Origin of the sequence: Bradyrhizobium sp. BRP20 (assembly GCF_020194215.1) — a bacterium.
Classification (GTDB): Bacteria; Pseudomonadota; Alphaproteobacteria; order Rhizobiales; family Xanthobacteraceae; genus Bradyrhizobium; species Bradyrhizobium yuanmingense.
Genome location: NZ_JADYVY010000021.1, coordinates 65,408 through 83,063, shown reverse-complemented (window position 1 = coordinate 83,063; position 17,656 = coordinate 65,408). Strand labels below are relative to the sequence as shown.

Genomic DNA, 17,656 nt, shown 5'->3' with positions numbered 1-17,656 from the left:
GCAACCTGCGAGTCTACGATCCCGTTCCTGGGCGCAGACCTGCCCAACGCGCTCACTTGCATCGTCACGGCCACTCAGGCAGCGACAGCGATCAATTGCTTCCGCGGGGACTAACTTAGTGCCGCCAAGATCTTCGAGCTGTAGCCCGAGACCAGGGATGAAGAGCTCGGCGTCCCTGGCTGGAGGTTCGGGCGTCGCGCTGGCAATGACATCATCTCTTAAAAAATGCTAGCAAATAGAATAAGTTGATATCAACGCAATCAGTTTTGAGGCAGCGCCATCATGGCGGCCGTCACCATTCGAAACCTCTCCGAGGAGGCACACCGCGCCCTGAAAGTCCGCGCGGCGCAGCACAATCGCAGCACGGAGGCGGAAATGCGCGCCATTCTGGAGGCCGCCGTGCGTCCCGAGAGCCGGCTGCGGCTCGGCACCGCCCTTTCGGAGATCGGCCGGAAGATCGGCCTCACCAATGCGGATGTCGAGGCGCTTGAACGTGGCCGCGACGCTCGTGCCGCCGAGCCGATGCGGTTCGAATGATCCTGCTCGATGCCAATGTCCTCTCCGAGGCGATGAAGCCCGAGCCGGATCCATCGGTCCGCGACTGGCTCGACGCCCAGGCAGCCGAAACAGTGTTTCTCTCCAGCGTCAGCATCGCCGAGCTCCTGTTCGGCATCGGCGCTCTGCCGCGCGGCAAGCGCAAGGACAGGCTGGCAGCTGCGCTCGATGGCGTCTTGGACCTATTTTCGGCCCGCATCCTGCCCTTCGATACCACCGCGGCGCGGCGCTATGCCGATCTCGCTGTCAAGGCGCGCGCGGCCGGAAGAGGCATCCCAACCCCCGACGGCTACAACGCCGCGATCGCCGCCGCGCACGGGTTTGCCGTGGCATCGCGCGATACGAGTGCGTTCAATGCTGCTGGTCTGACGGTCATCGATCCCTGATGGTGACCAGCTGAGAAGAGGTATCGAGCAAGCGCATTTACCGTGACGGCAGAAGCGGCGAGCTTCATGAGACCTCGCTTGCGCGCCTATAGATTGCGGACGTCTGGGTTCTCCGGCGCGTTACCGCACGTACCAATATCCCCACCAGCGCTGGGACACCGGCCGTGCCTGCGCCTTCATCGCTGCGACTTCTTCGGCCGGGCGAAGCTGCGGGCCATAGACCGCCGGCGGGTAAACATCATCCCACAGCACCAGCCCGCCCTGGGCGGCGGCCGCCCGGTGTGACGGAGCAAGTGCGAGCTCGGCGGCCGGCGCGACGGAGACCGTTACGGCAAGGCCAAGGGCGGCCAGGGCAATGGATGGAATAAGGGGACGGAAGTTCATTGGATTGAATCCCTCATGAAATGCGATGGGTGATAATGCGACGGGTTCCGGATGGTTGCAAGGGCACGGGCAGGCCGGCTGACGCCGAACTTCCGGTTGCAGGGGCGCATGGTCTCGCAAGGCGCTCCGGATCGACCGCGACGGGCCTTGATGCATTGGGCTGCGAGAACGTCTCTTGGATAGGTGGTCATCATATATAGAGAGTGTTCGATGATCACCTCCGGCCGAGACGAGATCAGGCGGAGGCTGGCAGCGTTGCCGCGCGTGCGGCATGCATGCAAAGGAGACCGAACCTTGAACATTTTTTCGGCGCTCGTGAATCCTCGAGAACCATGATGTCGACACACTGCTCACTCTTGATAGGACGCGCACGATCCAGGACGACTCTCATGACTTCTGCGTTTGTCTCCGCTTCCATTTTCGGCGCTGGCCTCATTCTCGGATACGCGCTGCGCGCCTGGCGCGTCCAACGAAGAGCCGTGAGCTCATCCAGCAGCGCCTCGCGCCGGGCGTCGCGGCCCGCTCCGACCTCGACGTTCGGCCACGCCCGGCGAGCCTTCTAGGCATCGTCCCATTCGATGGCGGCATCCAGCTTCACACCGAACCGATGGGACATGACGACATGAGTGAGCCCAAGAAGGATGCGCCGCGACGCTACATCGTGGACGGCGCCGGACAGCGCGTGCTTGTCGGTCTGACGATCTCGGAAACGATCGAGTTCGAAGCGCTGGACAAGCCGGACACCCGTCCCGGCGCCGAGCTGCTCGGGGAGGCGGCGCGCGTCCGAGAGGCCAGGCATGGCGAACGTTGGGTGGAGCTCTACGTCAAGCACGAGCGAGCTTGGAGTGACTGGATGGCCCAGACGCGTGCGCGGCCGGCGCAGTCGCCGTTGCTCAACTAGAGATCGCGAACGTCCATTTCCTCCTCGAGACGGTCTCGCGCATCGGTGGCAGGCGGCTGAAGCTCATCACACCGCGAGCATTCGGCTTCCCTGGATGCTCATCAGGGTGAGGTTGCCGGTCGCATAGGCGCCGGTGTCGATATTGGCGCGGTTGGCCAGTAGTTCGGCGCTCCGGACCGGCGTATGGCCGTGGACGATATATTTGCCGAACTGCTCCTCGCTCTGCAGGAATTCCTCGCGAATCCAGAGCAGATCGCGCTCGGTCTGCTCGGCGAGCGGCACGCCCGGGCGAACGCCGGCATGGACGAAGAAGAAGTCTCCGCAACTGAAGCTCAGCCGCAGATTGTCCAGGAATTCCAGATGCTCGGTCGGCATGGCGCGAATCAAGTCGCGCAGGATCGATGCCGGCTCGTCGCGCCTGAGATCGGGCGGAGCAAGCCCGTAGGACATCAATGTCTGGGTCCCGCCGAAGGCGATCCAGTCCTCGAACAGGGAAGGATCTTCGAACACCCTCACCAGAAAGGCCTCGTGGTTGCCCTTGAGGAAGACCGCATTCCCCCGGCGGCTCCGCTCGACCAGGATGTCGAGGGTTGAACGCGTATCCGGGCCGCGATCGATGTAATCGCCCATGAAGACTTCGATGGCATAGCGCGGCCGGCTGCGCGCAACGTCGGCGTCGATCACCCCCAGCATGGGCTCGAGCAGATGCGCGCAGCCGTGGATATCCGAGATCGCGTAAATGCGGACGCCGTCCGGCAATTGCGGTTTGGGAAGCGACGGGTGGGATCGCGCGAAAGACTTCATGGCGCTCATCGATCGGGTGGTCGGAAAAATATCCCCAAGTCACCGGCACCGGAGAGCGTCCATCCAACGCGAACAACGCGAGTTCCGTGGGGCCGCAACTCGTTTTCGGTCCCGATCATGCCAAAAGAAGGGCACGGCATTTTTTGCCGAATTGTTTTTAATGGCGGCAGGAACGAGATGGGGCCGCAGGAATTGCATCGCTGCTCCGAAGTGCGCGGCAAGTATGCATGACTCGCCGCAGATTCTCGCATACATCCGCAGATAGAAAATTCGAGGAAGCTCTCGCGAGATATCCGATGTTGCGTTCGTCGGCAGCAAGCAGCGCCTCAAACTTGAGCGAACAGCGGCTCGTGCAACGGTAGCGTCGCATTGGATGCGGAACTTGATTCAAAATAGGGCAGTTCGTTCGCTCGTATGTCAGCACTGTGACGAGATTTTCGGCGCATCGAATTTCGCCGCTCATCTCAACGCGACACATCGTTCGTGCGCCGCAAAAGTTTCGCGTGCAGCGCCACAATGTCGCTGCGATCGAGCAACACTTTCCGTGCGGGGAAGTGACGAGTCTTCAGCATCACGATGAGCGTCAGACACTCTCTCGATACGCAGAGGTTCGAATGGCTGTTGCAACTTACGGTTCTGAAAGCGCTCATGCGCTGTCATCTGCGCGCGGCAGTGCGCTTCAGAGGCCCTTTCAGGTCGTCGTCATCGCTGCTGACTTTCTGTTGATCCTGCTGAGTTACGCGGCGGGGGCTTCGCTGTACGGCGTAGCGGTCGCGTCGCCGCCCGACGGTGCATCGGTGGGAGCCGGATTGTTTGTCGGTGTGGTGTTCGTCGGGATCGCCTATTTCCGGGACGTCTATTCCACGCACCGCCTGCTCAATCTGGTTTGGCAGCTTCGAATGGCGGCCTTTATCTGGCTGACGTCGCTCACGATCCTCGCCGTTGCGGCCTTCCTGCTGAAATCGACGGACAATCTGTCGCGCGGCACCGTCATCGTCTTCGCCGTGATCGGCGGGCTCGGCCTGATCAGCCTGCGCTTCGTCTGGCAGGCCGTGTTCGGCACGAGCTTTGCCAGAAGCCGCCTGGTCGACCGCAAGGTGATCCTGCTCAGCCTGAAGCCGCTCGACTTCACCTCGAGCCGCTTCAAGGATTTGCGCAGGAACGGCTTCGACGTCATGCGCCATTTCGTGCTCGGAGAGGACCGGGATGACGGCCAATGGGAGCGGCAGATTCGCGACGTCATCCGTCAGTCGCGCGCGGCCGATGTCGACGAATATCTGCTCGCGATCGACTGGAACGAATTGCCGATGCTGCGCAAGCTCGGGCCATATTTGCGCGCCGTTCCGCAGCCCATTCGCCTGCTGCCGGACGATTCCGTTGCCGACCTCGTGACCCGTCCGTTCCTGCCGGTCAGCGGAACCGTCGCGGTCGAGATCCAGCGGCCGCCGCTAACGATTCTCGAGCGGCTGCAGAAGCGCTGTCTCGACGTCGGCGTCGCTCTGTTCGCGCTCGTGCTGCTGACGCCGCTGCTGCTGACGGTAGCCGTGCTGATCAAGTTGGATTCGCCGGGACGGGTCATATTCCGGCAGTCGCGCCGCGGCTTCAACGGCAAGCCGTTCGAGATCTGGAAGTTCCGCACCATGACGGTGTCCGAGAACGGCGAGACGGTGACCCAGGCGACCAAGGGGGATGCTCGGGTCACCAAGATCGGGCGCTTCCTGCGCATGACCAGCATCGACGAGCTGCCGCAGCTCTGGAACGTGCTGCGTGGGGACATGTCGCTGGTGGGACCGCGTCCGCACGCGCTCGCCCATGACAATTACTACGACGAGCTGATCAGCAAGTATGTCTACCGCCATCACATGAAGCCGGGCCTGACGGGCTGGGCCCAGGTGAACGGATTCAGGGGCGAAACGCCAACGATTGATCTGATGGAAAAGCGGGTCGAGTACGACGTCTGGTACGTCAGCAATTGGAGCATCTGGCTCGACCTGAAGATCATGGCCCGCACCGCGTCCGCAGTGATGTTCCAGGAGGCCTACTAAGCGCTTTAATCTCTCAATCGCCGGAACCCCAGCCCGAGGGCCTCAGGTTTTATTTCGCGGCGGCCTGCGGAAGAGCCGCATGATCGCATCGCGCAGCGCGAGCAGCGGCGGCACGAGCACGAAGAAGGCTCCCATTGCGACGGAGACGATGACATGGCGGATCGAGAAAGGTTCGTCCTGCTCGATCTGGCGCCGGCTCGGGTCGATGGGCGCGGGTGAGAGCGTCGTCGCCATGGGGTGGCGGAGCGGCTTGCGTGGAGGGACCACGATCAACACGAACAGAATGTTGAGCAGGACCCAAATAGTCAAAATCGTCAGGACGATCAGCATCCGAGCCTACCGGAAAAATAACTGCGAGTAATGAGCCGAGATTAGCCCCGGGGAACCGAGAAAGAAAGATGCCTAAAGTTTTGGCATTTTCAGGCATCAAGGCTCGGATCGTCTCGTCTTATCGACGGATGATGGCCCACAAGCGCACTCTCTTAGCGACCACCGTATCCGTCAATCCTTGCTTTTGGCTAGAGCAATAACTGCAAGTTGTGGATTCCGGACGAATACGGACTGGCGAGCAGTTCCGGTGCGCCCGGAGTATGATCCGGAAGGTGCGTAGCGGTTTTCCGAAAAGATCATGCTCAAACAATAACCCAAGGCGCGATGACGATTCGTCCTAATCGCATTCGCGCTTTGGCGCGATCTCCGGTCGCGTGCGTGAAGGGCGCGTGTGACGCCATTCCAGCGACAATTCGCCAGGCACGAACAAGGCCCGCTGCCAGAAATGGCCGCGGGCCTTGAGGGCGCTCCAGCTCGGCTGGACTTCGCTCTAGGCGTGCTCGACGTAATAGCTGTTGTGGTGCTTGCCCTTGTAGGCCTCGATGCGCTTGAGCATCTTCGGGTTCGCGCGGTTGAGCACGGCGCCGATCAGCTTCTTCTGGAGGACCTCCGAACCCGAAACCGACTCCTGCAGAGCGGTTCGCGTGGTCTGGCCCCATTCGATCACGTAGACCATGGCGTCGATCAGGAAGCTGACGGCCTTGGAATCGGCCACCGGCATCACCGGGGCGAGATCGATCACGATGTACTCGTAGTGCTCCCTCAGCACCTTGAGCAGCTCGGCCATTGCCTTGGATCCGATGACGTCGGCCGAATTGACCATGCGCGAGGCCACTACGGAGGGCAGGAAATCCAGTCCCGTCTCCTTGCTTCGCTGCACGTGGTAGCCGAGGTTCGCGGGATCGTTGAGAGCCTCCACGAGGCCGGTCTTGGCGTTGGGCGCGAGCTCCCGCGTCAGCGAGCGCGTGTGCAGATCGCCGTCGATCAGAACCGTGCGATGCCCGGTGAGGGCGATCAGCTGCGCGAAATTGGCGGCCACCGTCGTCTTGCCCTCCTTTGGAAGCGAGGAGACGATGCCGATCACCTTGATCTCGCGGGTCAGACGCGCGACGTCGATTGAAACCTTGATGTTGCGCAAGGTCTCGGCAAAGCGTGAGAACGGATGATCGACGACGTAGCGGGAGAGATCGGGAGGGCCGGTCTTCGCTGACGTCGCGAGCAACGCGCCGGCCTTCGTCGGCGGACGTATGTCCGGCAGCACGCCGAGGCATTTCACGCCGAGCTCATCCTCGACCTCGCCGGGCGTCCGCAGCACGTCGCTCAGCAGTTCACGCGCAAATGCCGCGCCGAAGCCGAGGCAGAGGCCGCCGACCAGGCCGCCCACGAGGGCGAGGACCGTTCGCGGCGAGCTCTTGCGGTCCGGCTTGGTGGCGGTGCTGATGAGGCGGGCCTCGCTGAGGGGAAAGCTCTGGTTCTGCGTCGCGCTCTGCAGCTTTTCCAGGAAGTTGTTGTAGAGATTGCGGTAGGTGTCGGCGGCACTTTCGAGATCGCGCAGCTTGACCTCGGCCTGGCCCTTGTTGCCGGCCTGGGCGACGAGGTCCTTTACGTTCTTCTCGAGCGAGGCCTCCCGGCTCTTCGCGATCTCGTAGTCGCTGCGATAGGCGTCTGCGATCCGACGCACCTCGTCGGCGATGTTCTTGCGCAGCTCGTCCATCTTGTTGGCCAGATTGACCGCCGCAAGGTGGGTCTTGCCGTAGCGCCTGGACCAGTCGGAATATTGGGCCTGTAGGTCTAGATATTGAGCGCGCAGACGGGTGATCACCGAGTTGTTGAGGGCATCCGTCACGGTCGACTGCGCAACATCCTGATCGGAAATCGTGTCGATCCGGTCAAGCCGGGCCTTGGCTTCGGCGGTCGCAGCCCGCGCCTGAACTAGCTGCGTGTTGAGGTCGGACAATTGCTGCTCGGACATCAGGCCGCGGCTGGTTCCGACGATGTTGTTCTCGGCCTTGAAGGTCTGGACGGCGCGATCGCTGGCCGATGCCTGCTCGCTCAGCTCGAGGCTGCGCTGCTGCAGCCATTCGGTGGCCCGCTTGGTGGACTGATATTTGGCCTCCAGGGCGCCGACGAGATAGGCATTGGCGATCGCGTTGGCGATCTTGGCGGCTTTGTCGGGGCTCCGCGCTTTATAGCTCAGCGACAGGACATATGTCGTCAGCACGCGCTCCGTACGCAGATTCTTCTGGAGCTGCTGGACCACCGCATGCTCGATTCGTTCCTGGCTCGCCGGCTCGCGGGAGCCGAACAGCGAGGTCACCTTGCCGATGATGATAGAGAGCAGGCCGGGCTTGGAGCCGTTGAACTCCGGGTCTTCTGTCAGCTTCAGGCGGCGGACGACGGACAGAATGAGGTCGTCCGAGTTGATGATCTCCACCTGGCTGTCGACGTAGCCCGTGTCGATCAGGGCGCTGCTGGCGTTGCTGTCCTTGTCCAGAACTTGCGTCTGCCGCGTATCCATCATGATGCGGGCATTTGCCGTATACATGGGCTGCGCCATGGCCAGGTAGGCGATCACCAGGGCCAGCGAAGCTCCCGTGCAGACCGCGATGATCGGCCATTGGCGGCGAAGGACGTCGGCCACGCGCTCGAAGCTGAGGACCGCCCCGCCGAATTCGATGCCGAATCGGTGCCCCGACTGGAAATGTTCCCTAGGCTGGTACATGTGCTAATTCGCTGCCTTTGACGATCATGGATCAATTCGGAAGGGGGACGGGCTTGAATGGATTGGCCAGCTTGGTTCTCCACTCGCCTTCGAGCAGTGCTCCGCCGCGGCCCGGCTGCGGCGAGGTCTTGATTTGCGATTGGACCTGGACGCCGGAGCTGTCGTCTCCTGCGGCGGAATAACCGGCCTGCACGTTGAGATCACCGATCCGCTGCACGAAATCCCTGATCTTGCGCGAGGCGTCCGGCTTGGTCGACGTGCAACGTGTTTCGGCAATGCGCAGCGCAGCGCCGATGGACGAGCGATCGGTTGAGGTCGAGGCCGAGATGAGCGTCTGCACGGACGGCAGCACCGACGGATTTGTGGCGACATAGCGCGCGAGCCAGTACCGCAACTTCTCCTTGTCATTGCGCAGCCGCTCCAGGAGCGAGGAGGGCGACTTCACGAAGGTGTCGAGTTCGAGTTGCGAGGCGCGGTCCGAGAATTCGACGCACTGCGCGCGGCAAGCTTCGACACTCGAGACAATCAGCGCAAAACCGATCAAGACAATCGCCAGCCATCGCGGCTGTGCATGACGACGTGTTAGTCCGCGGCCCATCCGTGTTCCTTGCTTCTGTTGCAATCGGAGAACAGGCGAAACTTGGCAGGTAACTGTGTCATCTTTTTGTGCGACGCAAAAGCCGATGCAAACCGTCGACAGAACCAACGGCGTTGCCTGCCTTCTCGCCGGTTGCAGAAGAAAGATTTACAATGCCTGCGAGATCGGCAGATCGCGCTCAGGAATCTTGCAAACTGAAAATATATCGGGCACGCGGCACGGCCGCTCGTCGCAAAACCGGCACAAGTCGTGACGCGCGCTTATTGTTCCCCCGGGCGAGAGAATTTTTCGTGCGACATGTGCACGCAGACAGATCAATGGTGCTGCGAAGAGCATCGATCGCAACAGTGCCGAATTTCGCGCACACTTTGCGCGCAAATACTCGCAATCATCACATCCGGATCGGCTTGCGCGCCGAAGCAGGCGCGCATCGGATGAAAAGTGGCATGAACTTGGCGCTCGCATGTCCGAATGATCTGCAAGCTTTGAAATTATTGTCGGTCGTCATGCATCGAATGCGGCTCCGTGATTGCAGAGATTGATCACGCGTTGAGACCTGATACACACTGCTGCGGTGCAACAGCTACGGAATGTTGATGTGACGGAGTTGGTTCATCGTGAGAAGGCGCACGTCCTGCCGCTCGACAGCATCCGGGGGATCGCTGCGACTTCCGTGGTGATCCACCATCTGCTGCTGATGCCGACCTTTCTCGCGGCATTCCCGCACAACGCCTGGATCAACTGCTCCTTCTTCAGGAGTGCATGGCTGCTGGTCGATCTGTTCTTCGTTCTCAGCGGAATGGTCATGGCGCTCAGCTATGTCGAGAACGACTTCACGCGCTTCTCGCTGCGCGAATTTATGGTACGGCGCCTGGCGCGAGTCTACCCGCTGCATATCGTCATGCTGCTGGCAAACCTCGTCTTTCGCCTGCTGCGGATCGGCCTGGTCATGGCGGGGGTGGTCGTCGCCGCGCCTGCGGCGTTCGAAGTGAACAATGCCTATTCCTTCGGCCTCAACGTCCTGCTTCTCCACTCGATGGGGTTCATCGACTATCTCAGCTGGAATGCGCCGAGCTGGAGCATCAGCGTTGAGTTCTACACCTACCTGGTGTTTGGTCTGATCGTTCTCATTGCCCTGCGCATGCGCTCGCTGCCGTGGTTCTATGTCCTCTCCGGGCTGCTCGCGGTCGGAAGTCTCGTCTTCATCATCTTCGTGCTCGAAAAGAAGAGCATCGAGCTTCAGACGGATTTCGGCTTGCTACGCTGCTTCGTCGGCTTTTTCCTGGGCGTCTTGATGGTGAGGATCGTCGATCGCCTGCCGGCCAAGCCGGGGCCTGCCGCGCAGGGCGCATTGCAATTCGTCGCCATGATCGCGAGCATCGTCCTGGTGTCCCTGGCGGAGGCCAATCCTGCCGCGACCTTCCTCGCGCCAGTGATGTTCGCGATCTTCCTCGGCAGCCTGCTGGCCTTTCCGGATGCGCTGTTGGTGCCGCGGATCCTGGTGGCCAAGCCGCTGATCTGGTTGGGGCGTCGTTCGTACTCGATCTATATGGTGCACGCGCTCGTGGTGCTGCTGGCCGAGTATTTCGTGCGGGGCGTCGGGGCGGGGCGAATCGCCGCCCTGGATTCGATCTGGGCAGGCCTGCCGGCGACGCTGAATCTGGTTGTTTCACTGGCCGCCGTGCTGGCGGTTTCGCACCTCACCTATCTCTACGTCGAAATTCCCGGCGGCAGGCTCCTGCGAAATGCATTCGGAAGCCCCCCGGATTTTGCGCCATCCCCCGCCCGATCGGCGCGGCTGAGCAACTGAGCCGCGCATGAGCACCTTCGCGCTGCAACCCCGCAGGATGATGCTGATCAGCCTCAATATCGAGGCGATCGCGCTCGCAGCCTATCTGGTCCGGGATGCCTTCGGCGGTATGATGCGGTACTACACCAGCATCATGCATTTGGACGCGCTTTGGTTCGTGCCGGATGGCATTGCGCTTCTGTGCCTGGTCCAGTTCATCGTGCATTGCATCTTGCGCAATCGCAGCATCATGGCTGCAGTTGTCCTCGTGCAGATCATGCTGTCGCTGGTGCTCGGCTACTTCATGCTGGGGACGGTCAACGCGGCGATGTCGTCGTTTAAGATGATGCTGCCGGTGTTCGTCGGATTTTGTTTCTGCGACACCAGTCTGGGCTCCTACAAGAAGTTGCTGTCGGTCATCGCCGCGACGTTCTACCTCTCGCTGATCGGCGTGCTGCTGACGAAATTCTACTTCATGCCTTGGGTCGGATACAAATATGAGTCCTTCGGCGCCGTTCGTGAGGCGGGTCGCTTATGGTGGGCCTATGGCGGTGACGATCAGCGTCTCACGGGCTTTGCTGCCGAGAGTACCATGGCGGCCTTCTTCATACTCGTGTCCTTCGCAATTACGTCGATCCGTAAGAGCACGATTTGGTGCCTTCTGTACGGCTCTCTTGCGGTCTACATCATCCGTCTGACGACCAGCAAGACGACCATGATCGTCCTCGTGCTCTACTTGATCCTGCTGGTATTCGTGCGGATGCTGCCGGAGAAGTCGCGCTTCCCCGCGATACGGAACATTGCGTTGTGGTCGTTTGCCGCGATCCTGGTGCCGTTCTTCATGATCGTGCTTGCTTCGGGTACCGCCGCGGTGCCGCACACGACCCTGTTCAGCATCGTCGACCGCATCAACAACAGCTGGCAACTGCCGTTCGTCTATCTGAGCCAGCTCATGCCCGTTGGTCTCGTGACCGGCTGCGGCGTGGGCTGCTTCAACTATCCGCAGAAGCTGTTCTCGCCGCTCGCCCCCTTCTGGGTTCCCGTCGACAATTTCTACATCGGCACGTATCTGATGTTCGGACTCCCGTTCGTCGCATTCATGGTGATGGTATTCCGGGCGACGTTCGGCACGACCGACGTCTACAAGCTGACGCTGATCTTCGTCGTCAATTTGTTCACCATAACAGTCCTGAATTACGGTCCGGCGTCCGGCCTGCTGATCATCGCGTTGAGCTTCAGCGAGGTGTTCTCGCGGCGTGCGACCTTCGCGCGGGCAGGCGACGCCGTGCCAATCATCATGCGGCCACCGATGCCGTCATTAGAAGGCTTCCGCCCGGATGTACCGGCGGCGAGCGGAAGCAGGTGAGAACGAACAATGCATAAACGGCTCGCATTCATCGACACACTGCGCGGCATTGCCGTGCTGGCCGTCCTGGTCCAGCACGTATTCGAGGTCATCCTGGAAAAGCACCCGACGGGTGTCTATTACGGGCCCCTCCACGACATATTCGGCTACTACATGAACTTTGGCCGGTTCGGCGTCGTGTTGTTCTTCTTCGTGAGCGGCTTCGTCATTCCGTTCAGCTTCCCGGACAGCGCCACGCCTGTGCGCGATTTTACGATCAGCCGCTTCTTCCGGCTCTATCCGGCTTATTGGACTTCGATCGTTGTCGGGCTCGTGTCGGTGCAGCTGCTGGATTCGAAGAGTTTTCCGCTGGGGCAGATCGCCGCTAACGTGACGATGTTGCAGACTTTCGTGAACGTCCCGAATCTCTGGGTGTTCTATTGGACGCTGGCGATCGAGCTCTTGTTCTACGTCGGATGCACCATTCTCTTTGCGATGGGGCTGCTCAACCGGCGCTTCACGGCGGTGACCATCGTCGTTGCCGCCGCGCTGGTGGGAACCACAGCTGCACTTTTCGTTGAGAGCAGGGCGGTCTCCTCGGTGATGGAGGTCGGCTTGAACCTCTCGGCGATGTTCCTGGGCAAGATCATCCGCGACACCGTCATTGGTGGCAAGCTGCGTTGGACGCATGTGACCGTCTGCACGCTTCTGTATGCGGTCTTCGCCGCCACCCTGTCCGACCGCCGGTTCGGCGGCGTGTATCACGAGAATTTCTTCTACAGTTATTCGATCGGATCGGCCTATATCTGCGCGGCGCTTGTCTTCATCGGCTTTGCCGTGTTCGGCGAACGGATGGCCTGGCGCCCGATGGCATTCGTCGGCGTGATCAGCTATTCGGTCTATCTGATGTCGCCGTTCGTGATTGTCTACGTCCATCGCCTGGTATGGTTCGGCGACGGACCCCTCGGATGGTCGATCTTCCTGGCCGTCATCCTGGCATTGTCGATCCTCGTCAGTTGGATGACATACACGTTTATCGAGAAGCCCAGCATTTCCTTCGGGCAAAGATTCCGCTCCGCGCGAAGAAAGCCTGTCGTCCTCGAGCCAGTGCTCAGTACCCAGGGTGCCGCAGAGTGATCAAGGCACCTCACCAGCCGGGCGCCGCCTATGATGGATCGTTCCTTCCGTCGGTCCAGGGCCTGCGCGCCATCGCGGCGCTGAGCGTGCTGATGGACCATTTCTACGATATGCCGAAGGGCGGGATGTACGACATCCCGAATCCCGGCTTCCTGCCGCCGCTCTGGTCCTGGCTGCAATCGGTGATCAATGTCGGCGGGCACGGCGTCGAGCTGTTCTTCATGATCAGCGGATTCCTGATCCCGGCCAGTCTGATACGCCACGGTTCGCTGTCGCGGTTCTTCTTCGACCGTATCCTGCGCATCATGCCGGTGTTCGTGGTGCTGCACCTTGCGCTGTTCGCGATCGGGCCGATCGTGGCCTACAAATTCTTCCGCGGGATCGATCTCACCAGCTATCTCGGGATCTTTGCGGCCAACCTGTTCTTCGTGCAGGACGCGCTCGGGTTGCCCATTGCCCAGCAGAATGCGTGGACGTTGACCTATGAGTGGGCATTCTACATCTGGTTTGCGCTGACATTCTCGATGTGGCGCGCTGGGGGCAGGCTGTTGGCGGCGCCTCTCATCCTGCTGGGCGTGGCCTGTCTGATGCGCTGGCCGATCACCGCGTTCTTTTGCATTGGGATGCTGTTCAGCGCGACGGGATTTCGCATTTCCATTCCCGGACGGCTCGGTCTGGTCGCAGGGCTCGTCTGCGGGGCCGCGCTGTATGCGAGCCTGGTGCTGTTTCATCCGTTCGTAGGCCTCATTCCCGGATTTCTGCTGTTCGCCATGGTGCTCGCCCCGGAATCAGGCCTCGGGAAGGCCCTGAGCACGCCGGCGCTTCAATACATCGGCAAGATCAGTTACAGCCTCTATCTCGTGCACCCCTTCGTGCTCTTCCCCTTGCAGGTGATTGGCCTGAAGCTGGTTGCCGCCGGCGTCGACCGCTGGCTGCTATGGGCGGCTTTCATCGGACTCGGGCTGGTGATGTCACTGGCTGCAAGTGCGATCAGCTATGAACTGATCGAAGTCCGGCTGAGGCGCTTGCTGGACGGCGCGTTCCGCAGCACGTTCTTCCGACCGCTGAAGGTGGGGCAATCGGCATGAGAGAGCGCGTGTCGCGCTCACTTCACGGTACGACCGGCGACCTTGTGATAGGATCCAAGCAACCGTTCGGCAATGTGGTCCCAGTTCAGGGGGCCGGCCGCGGTCTGCCGCGCGCCGTCAGCCAACGTTGCGGCGAGTGAATTCGACGTCAGTACGCACTCGAGTGCATCGGCGAGCGCAGTGGCATCGCCGGGAGGAACCAGGAGACCATTGACGCCGTCCGTCACGACGTCGGGAATGCCACCGGTGGCGCTGGCGACGACGGGACGCGCATTCCCATAGGCGGATGCGAGCACTCCGCTTTGTGATGCATCCTTGTAGGGCAAGGCAACCACTGTAGCAGATTGAAATAGACGTCCGGTATCCGCAGGCGAAATGTAGGCATTGATGGTCTTGACCGTCGGCATTGCCTCCATCCGGGCGCCGAGCCGTGTCATCTCGGGGCCGCGCCCGGCGACGATCGCTTCATGCGCGACACCGCGCTGGGCCAACATATCGATCGCGTCGATGAAGACGTCGAGGCCCTTGTAAGCCCACATCCGTCCAAAAAACAGGATGCGTCCGGGTTCGGGCTCGGTGAACGAGCTTTTGTCCGGCGGAACCATCAGCACGCCGTGCATGCTGGAAACCGTCTCACCCTTGAAGTCGGGCGAGGCGCGATGAAAATCGGCAATGCAGCTCTCGCCGTGCGTCGTGACGATCGAGGCGGCCGCACGCATGCGCCCGCGCCAGGCATCTTCACGGGGCGAGGTGCCGGAGCCGCCCTCCGAGTGCGGGATAGCATCGTGAACGGTCAGCACCAGGGGAATGCCGAGCGGACGCAGGAGCTGAATCAGCTTGGACGTGTAGATCTCCGGAACTTCGTGACAATGGATCACGTCCGGGCGAAAGGAAATTATGTCGATGAACGAGGCAGGGATGCCGATTGCGCCGCCGCGCCGCAGGCTGAGGTCGCGAATTCGTGTCTCGAACGGCGCCGTCACGGCGATATCGGCAAGCTCCCATTGCTGGTTCGCGTCTTTGCGGTTGAGCACAAGCCGAACGTCGCAATGATGCGCCAATCCCGATGCGAGGCGGTAGGAATATTCCGCAAAATGCGGCGCGTAGATGGCCACGCGGAGGCGCTTGGCCATGTTAGTTCTTTCCGCTCCAGAGGTCGATCGGGAATGCATTCATCAAGGCACGATGATCAAAGTTGAGGCGCGCAGCTCCCCCCATCTCGCGACCTTCGTCAATACTCGTCGCAAACTCGACGGCGAACCGGCCGGTGCCCTCATAATAGTCATGATACTTGAACTCAGCCTCTCCGCTGCTCAGCCGTACGTATCGAGCCGGTATCCCGAATGCCTCGGCGACGATGATGCCGTGGAGCGAGCTGGCCAGAACCAGTTCCGCTTCGAGAATGGCGTCAATTCGCCGGTTCCAGGATCCCAGCGGTGAGACCACCGTATCGGCGGCAGGGTCGACGATGTTCAAATCGTGCAAATTCGGAACAAACACCCACGGCTTCTTGGCAGTAGGGCGAAAACGATTTGGAAACAGCTGAGGAAGCAGCAACGCCGGGTCTCCGAACACTTCGGGAACCGCGATGCCCCGGCGCTGCAGAACCTCCCGGGTACGGGGGCCGCGCACGGCTCGCACGTCCAAATGCTGCACGCGGTGGTTGAGGTCGCCTTGGCCGGGGCGTCCGTTTACGCCGCTTCCCCAGATCACATCGCCATTTCGCGCGTAATGGAGCACGGAGCCGATCGCGAACAAGCGCGCTTGCCGCGGCACCTCATCGGCGAGCGTATAGCCGAATTGCCGCACGAGCTGGTCAACGACGACGATCGAAAGATGATCGCCGAAATTGATCGTTCCGTCGTCGGGACGCCAGAAGAACAAGTCCACGTGCGGATAAGGCAGTTGATGAATAAAGTCGCAACCGACCTCGTTGATCAGCCGTCGTAGATTGCCTCGAAAATTCATGCTGCCTCGGATGTAGCTGCTTTCTTGCCGTAGTGTCCTCGTAAACAAGGCGACTATTGGACCATAGCAGCCAATGGCTCGTCGACGAATGTCGACCTAACCCCGAATTGTGACAGGCTTCCAATTGCGCCACGAGATTATCAAGCCGCGCTCGATCGTTTCGGGCGTCATTTGGTCGGCGCTCGATTCCGCGGTCGGGCAGGCGCTCACGCTCGCAATCTACATGATCATGGCGCGGCTGCTGTCGCCGCAGATTCTCGGCATCGTGGCAACGGGTGCGCTGGCGCTCGAGTTCTGCCGGGCAGTCCTGATCGAGAGCATCGCGATTGCCGTCCAAGCGCGTCCGGATCCGAAGGATGAGGATTACACTGCCTCGTTTTGGCTCATCGCGGGCCTCTCCTTGTTTGCAGCACTCGCACTGTTCGCCTCGAGTGACGCCATCGAACGATTCTCCGGTCTTTCGGATCTTGCCATCGTTCTCAAAGGATTTTGCATCGTGGTGGCCGTGCAAGGCCTGTCACGGACGCACGAAGCCTGGCTGACGCGCAATCAACTCTTTCGATCCCTCGCCATCCGTTCGATTTCTTCAATCTCGGTTGGCGGAGCCGTAGGGATCGCGCTGGCGATACAGGGGTACGGGGTCCTTGCGCTGGTCGGACAACTCGTCTCGACTTCGTTGATCTCGCTGGTCAGCCTTTGGGTCTTGACGCCCTGGCGCCCTCGGCTCCGGGTCAGCCGGCAGGCTGTCATCGATCTCCTGAGCTATGCGCGCTACGTGGCGCTGACGGGAATCACGAACTTTGCCAATGCCAATTCCGATCTGATTTTCGTCACTTGGTATACCGGCGCCGCCGGCGCGGGCTTCTACAGCCTTGCCAAGCGCCTGGTCAACGCCGTGAGTACCGTGATCGGGAATGCGTTGAACCGCGTGTTCTTCTCGACCATCGCCGGCCTCCAGCATGACCGGGAAGCATCGCGTTCGACGCTGGTCGACTTCGTCAAGTACACGTCACTGCTGACGGCCCCGCTTTTCGCGGGCATAGCGGCTCTGGCGCCGGATCTCATCGTCGGTTTCTTCGGATCCAAGTGGGGTGAGGCCGCCCCTCTACTCGCGATCATGTCGATCACCGGGTTTTTGACGACGATCGGCCTCTACAATCACTCTGTGATCCTGGCATTCGGCAAACCGCACTGGCAGACTTGGCTGACGCTGATATACGCGGTTTCGAACATAGCGATCTTCATCGTCGCTGCGCCGTTCGGCCTTGTCGCGATCGCTGTCGGCTACGTCGTTCGCGCCCTGTTGCTGTATCCGCTATCCGCCGGAGCCTCGATGCGGATCTTGTCGCTCGGCATTAGGCCCTATGCTGCGGCGCTGATGCCCGCACTTGCGGGCTCCGCAGTGATGGCATGCGCGGTGGTTGCCGCCTCCATTACCATGCCGGCCATGTCGCCATGGCTGCGTCTCGCCGCGCTCGTGCTGCTTGGTTCTTCGGTCTATCTTGCCGTCGTCATGGCGGTCGCCCGGCCGGCCGTGGTGCGGATATGCCAGGAAATCTGGGGTCGTGTGCGGCGATCGTCGAGGACCTAGCCGCAAGATCCGG

General features: G+C 61.1%; 16 protein-coding genes. 9 read left to right on the top strand and 7 right to left on the bottom strand.

Going from position 1 to position 17,656, the window contains the following annotated elements; genetic code table 11:
• The first annotated feature begins 282 nt into the window (after positions 1-282).
• Both I6F33_RS32865 and I6F33_RS32860 read left to right on the top strand, forming a co-directional pair.
• Positions 283-537, top strand: a complete 255-nt coding sequence (locus I6F33_RS32865) for a plasmid stabilization protein (protein ID WP_225145288.1) — start codon at positions 283-285, stop codon at positions 535-537.
• The gene (locus I6F33_RS32860) at positions 534-941 is read left to right on the top strand and encodes a type II toxin-antitoxin system VapC family toxin (RefSeq protein ID WP_225145287.1); all 408 of its coding nucleotides are present in this window, start codon (positions 534-536) and stop codon (positions 939-941) included. The genes I6F33_RS32865 and I6F33_RS32860 overlap by 4 nt, the downstream gene beginning before the upstream one ends.
• A 120-nt stretch (positions 942-1,061) precedes the next feature.
• On the opposite strand, the gene I6F33_RS32855 is transcribed toward I6F33_RS32860, so the two are convergent.
• Positions 1,062-1,325 (bottom strand): hypothetical protein, encoded by a 264-nt coding sequence (locus I6F33_RS32855; protein ID WP_225145286.1) that lies wholly within the window; start codon positions 1,323-1,325, stop codon positions 1,062-1,064.
• 622 nt (positions 1,326-1,947) lie between these two features.
• Here I6F33_RS32855 and I6F33_RS32850 point away from each other — a divergent pair.
• Positions 1,948-2,226: a hypothetical protein gene (locus I6F33_RS32850; protein WP_225145285.1), complete on the top strand. Its 279-nt coding sequence runs from the start codon at positions 1,948-1,950 to the stop codon at positions 2,224-2,226.
• A gap of 66 nt (positions 2,227-2,292) precedes the next feature.
• Here I6F33_RS32850 and I6F33_RS32845 read toward each other — a convergent pair whose 3' ends face one another.
• Complete coding sequence (locus tag I6F33_RS32845; RefSeq protein WP_225145284.1) at positions 2,293-3,030, bottom strand: metallophosphoesterase; 738 nt, start codon at positions 3,028-3,030, stop codon at positions 2,293-2,295.
• 614 nt (positions 3,031-3,644) lie between these two features.
• Here I6F33_RS32845 and I6F33_RS32840 point away from each other — a divergent pair.
• Positions 3,645-5,075: an undecaprenyl-phosphate glucose phosphotransferase gene (locus I6F33_RS32840; protein ID WP_225145283.1), complete on the top strand. Its 1,431-nt coding sequence runs from the start codon at positions 3,645-3,647 to the stop codon at positions 5,073-5,075.
• Positions 5,076-5,117: 42 nt separating this feature from the next.
• Here I6F33_RS32840 and I6F33_RS32835 read toward each other — a convergent pair whose 3' ends face one another.
• From I6F33_RS32835 to I6F33_RS32825, 3 genes are all read right to left on the bottom strand, one after another.
• Entirely contained in the window at positions 5,118-5,405 is a 288-nt protein-coding gene (locus I6F33_RS32835; RefSeq protein ID WP_225145282.1) for a hypothetical protein, read from the bottom strand.
• A gap of 490 nt (positions 5,406-5,895) precedes the next feature.
• Positions 5,896-8,127 carry a Wzz/FepE/Etk N-terminal domain-containing protein gene (locus I6F33_RS32830; RefSeq protein WP_225145281.1) on the bottom strand — a complete coding sequence of 744 codons (2,232 nt, stop codon included), beginning with the start codon at positions 8,125-8,127 and terminating at the stop codon, positions 5,896-5,898.
• Between the two features lie 31 nt (positions 8,128-8,158).
• Entirely contained in the window at positions 8,159-8,833 is a 675-nt protein-coding gene (locus I6F33_RS32825) for a hypothetical protein (protein ID WP_225145280.1), read from the bottom strand.
• A gap of 490 nt (positions 8,834-9,323) precedes the next feature.
• On the opposite strand from I6F33_RS32825, the gene I6F33_RS32820 reads away from it, so the two are divergent.
• From I6F33_RS32820 to I6F33_RS32805, 4 genes are read left to right on the top strand one after another with little or no spacing between them, the layout of a single operon-like run.
• On the top strand, positions 9,324-10,535 hold the full coding sequence (locus I6F33_RS32820; protein ID WP_225145279.1) for an acyltransferase: 1,212 nt from the start codon (positions 9,324-9,326) through the stop codon (positions 10,533-10,535).
• Positions 10,536-10,542: 7 nt separating this feature from the next.
• Entirely contained in the window at positions 10,543-11,880 is a 1,338-nt protein-coding gene (locus I6F33_RS32815; protein ID WP_225145278.1) for a hypothetical protein, read from the top strand.
• Between the two features lie 9 nt (positions 11,881-11,889).
• Positions 11,890-12,996 carry an acyltransferase gene (locus I6F33_RS32810; protein WP_225145277.1) on the top strand — a complete coding sequence of 369 codons (1,107 nt, stop codon included), beginning with the start codon at positions 11,890-11,892 and terminating at the stop codon, positions 12,994-12,996.
• A complete protein-coding gene (locus tag I6F33_RS32805; protein WP_225145321.1) occupies positions 12,993-14,084 on the top strand; it encodes an acyltransferase in 1,092 nt (363 codons plus the stop codon). Before I6F33_RS32810 ends, I6F33_RS32805 begins: the two co-directional genes overlap by 4 nt.
• Positions 14,085-14,101: 17 nt before the next feature.
• On the opposite strand, the gene I6F33_RS32800 is transcribed toward I6F33_RS32805, so the two are convergent.
• Positions 14,102-15,217 carry a glycosyltransferase family 4 protein gene (locus I6F33_RS32800; RefSeq protein WP_225145276.1) on the bottom strand — a complete coding sequence of 372 codons (1,116 nt, stop codon included), beginning with the start codon at positions 15,215-15,217 and terminating at the stop codon, positions 14,102-14,104.
• Between the two features lies 1 nt (position 15,218).
• Positions 15,219-16,052: a polysaccharide pyruvyl transferase family protein gene (locus I6F33_RS32795; RefSeq protein ID WP_225145275.1), complete on the bottom strand. Its 834-nt coding sequence runs from the start codon at positions 16,050-16,052 to the stop codon at positions 15,219-15,221.
• A 124-nt stretch (positions 16,053-16,176) separates the two neighbouring features.
• Between I6F33_RS32795 and I6F33_RS32790 the strand changes: the two genes are divergently transcribed.
• The gene (locus I6F33_RS32790) at positions 16,177-17,643 is read left to right on the top strand and encodes a lipopolysaccharide biosynthesis protein (protein ID WP_225145274.1); all 1,467 of its coding nucleotides are present in this window, start codon (positions 16,177-16,179) and stop codon (positions 17,641-17,643) included.
• The last annotated feature ends 13 nt before the right edge of the window (positions 17,644-17,656 follow it).